5 protein-coding genes are annotated in these 2,259 nt (G+C 72.3%); 3 read left to right on the top strand and 2 right to left on the bottom strand.

Annotation, left to right across the window (positions count from 1 at the left end; all coding sequences use genetic code 11):
• Together E4O86_RS23320 and E4O86_RS22800 are read left to right on the top strand one after the other, a co-directional pair.
• On the top strand, window positions 1–417 hold a 417-nt coding region (locus E4O86_RS23320), incomplete at its 5' end, for a hypothetical protein (RefSeq protein WP_205521060.1).
• Window positions 418–448: 31 nt separating this feature from the next.
• Window positions 449–670 carry a hypothetical protein gene (locus E4O86_RS22800; protein ID WP_161142831.1) on the top strand — a complete coding sequence of 74 codons (222 nt, stop codon included), beginning with the start codon at window positions 449–451 and terminating at the stop codon, window positions 668–670.
• 70 nt (window positions 671–740) lie between these two features.
• Here E4O86_RS22800 and E4O86_RS22805 read toward each other — a convergent pair whose 3' ends face one another.
• Both E4O86_RS22805 and E4O86_RS22810 read right to left on the bottom strand, forming a co-directional pair.
• Complete coding sequence (locus E4O86_RS22805; protein WP_161142832.1) at window positions 741–1,166, bottom strand: hypothetical protein; 426 nt, start codon at window positions 1,164–1,166, stop codon at window positions 741–743.
• Between the two features lie 74 nt (window positions 1,167–1,240).
• Window positions 1,241–2,047 carry a transglycosylase domain-containing protein gene (locus E4O86_RS22810; protein ID WP_205521058.1) on the bottom strand — a complete coding sequence of 269 codons (807 nt, stop codon included), beginning with the start codon at window positions 2,045–2,047 and terminating at the stop codon, window positions 1,241–1,243.
• On the opposite strand from E4O86_RS22810, the gene E4O86_RS23325 reads away from it, so the two are divergent.
• The coding region (locus E4O86_RS23325) for a hypothetical protein (RefSeq protein ID WP_205521059.1) at window positions 2,037–2,259 on the top strand (223 nt) is incomplete at its 3' end. The genes E4O86_RS22810 and E4O86_RS23325 overlap by 11 nt on opposite strands.

The following is a 2,259-nucleotide window of genomic DNA, read 5'->3' on the forward strand; positions in this document are numbered from 1 at the left end:
GCGGCGGGAAACGCGGCCGAGCCGACGGGCACCTCGCAGGCCGGAGCCCCGTCCGGACAGGCCGTGCCCGCGCAGCCGCGGCAGGCCGGCGGCTCAGCGCAGCAGATCGCAGGCCAGAGCGGGGTGGCCGTCGAGGCGCCCAAGCCGAACACCCAGACGGCGAGCCCGGGCAGCGGCCAGAACGCGCCGCAGACGAGCGGGATCAGCGCGCCGGTTCCAGCGGCGGCGCCCAAGGCCCCGCCGAAGGAATCCGTCGTCAGCGTCGCCGATGCCGAGGCGCTCGCGAATGCCGGCGACCAGCTCGCCTGCCGCGCAGCGGCCCGCAAGATGCGGCTCGCCGGCGTCGCCATGCCGGCGCCGCTCCTGGCGCTCGCGGCGCTCGATCCCAAATTCTACAATGCACAGCCGGGCCGCTGAGGGGAGCGGACGGCGACCGGAGGAGAATGAGATGGGGGTCATTCTGAGCGGGATCGCCGCCGCGATCATCATCGCGGCCGGCATCGGATATTTCATGCTGCCGGAGCGGATCCCGGCCTGGCAGGCCTACAGCAAGACGGAGAGCACGCGCGTCGGCGACCCCGGATACAACCTCGTCGGCCGCAACTGGACCGGCGACCCGGGCGGCGCGCCGGCCGACGAGGGGATCACCGAGGCCAACAAGGACGGCTGATCGCGCCCGACCGCGAACGGGGACCCGGCCGGCCGACGAGCGCGGCCGGCGGGGACGAGCCGGACCTTCTTCAGCGTGGCGCCCAGACGCCCTTCCCGCCGGACTTCGCGCCAGACCCGCCGTCCCTATAGGCCTTCGGCGCGCTCGGCCCGGCGACGCCCCAGCCCTCCTCCACCATGCGCTGCCCGATATCGGTTCCGTCGGCGAGGCTGCAGGTTCCGAGAAAATAGGCGGCCGCGATCTTATGGCCGAGGCTGCAGGTGATCGTCTGCCCCTCGATGAGGCTTGCGAGCCCCTCCTTCGCGATCGCGACGCATTTCCCGATCCGGGTCGCGCAGTTCGCGTCCGCCATAGCGGAATCCAGCCCTTCCAGCCGGACGCGCGTGTGGTCGACCATGATCGTGCTCTGCGCGATCACCCGGCCCGCCCCGGTGACGGCATCCGCCGCCGAGGCGGCCGCCGGCCAGAGCACCAGCGCGGCGAACCATGACACCAACAGCCTGTGCATCCTATTCCGTCCTGTCGAAGGGGCGCCCGTTTCGCCGCGAGCCGGGCCCGACGGAACGGCGCTCAGGGAGAGCCGCCCTGGCGCAGCGCCGTCGGAACGGCCGGGTTCTCGATGGCCTCCCGCATTTCCTCCGCAGAGAGGTAGCCCTCCTCCAGCATGGCGCGCAACACGATGGCCGCGCGGGCCTGCGCGTCGCGCAGATTGACGAGCGGGTTGAGGCGCGACGGCGCGCGGATGAGGCCCGCGAGCATGGCGGATTCGGCGAGCGTGAGATCGGCGACGGGCTTGGAGAAATAGACCTCGGCCGCAGCGGAAATGCCGGTCGCGCCGGCCCCGAAATAGATGTTGTCGAGGTACGTCGTGAGGATTTCGTCCTTGCTGAGCCGCGCATCCAGCCAGAGCGCGATCGCGGCTTCCTCCAGCTTGCGGCGAATCGTCCGCTCACGGTCGAGGAAGAGCACCTTGGCGAGCTGCTGCGTGATCGTGCTTCCGCCCTCGACGACCCCGCCGGCTTTGTAGTTCTCCAGCGCCGCCCGCGAGATCCCGAAGAGATCGACGCCGATATGGCTGTAGAACCGCCGGTCCTCGATCGCGAGGACGGCATGGACGAGGTCGTCCGGAAGCTCGTCGCGCGCAAGGGCCGCCGGGGCCGCGCCGCCGGGCAGCACGACGAAGCTCTCCCCGGTCGCGGGATCGGTTCCGATCGCGGGCAGGTCGAAGGCTGCGGCGAGGACCGCCAGGCCGGCGGCGAGGAGGAGCGCGAGCGCGAGGGCGCGACCGGCTGCAAGGCGCAGCGGAGGCCGCTCTCCGCCCCGTGGCACGACGGCGGTCCCCCGCCTCGTCGGAAGCGTCTCCGTCGTGACCGCCATCCTTCCCACCTTCAGAGCGACGATCCGTAACAACCGCAAGGTCCCCGCTTCGTTGCATCGGCGGACGACGTGCCGCCGCCGCGCCCCGGCGTCCCTCATATCCGAGGAAGGCGCCGGCGCGCCGGAAATCCGGTTCGCCTGGTTAGCGGCGCGGGCCGCCGCGGATGCGGGCGCCGGCGGCGCGGCGCCCGCGCGCGTTCACGCCTGCGCGC

It is taken from the genome of Propylenella binzhouense (assembly GCF_009866965.1).
Lineage (GTDB): Bacteria > Pseudomonadota > Alphaproteobacteria > Rhizobiales > Afifellaceae > Propylenella > Propylenella binzhouense.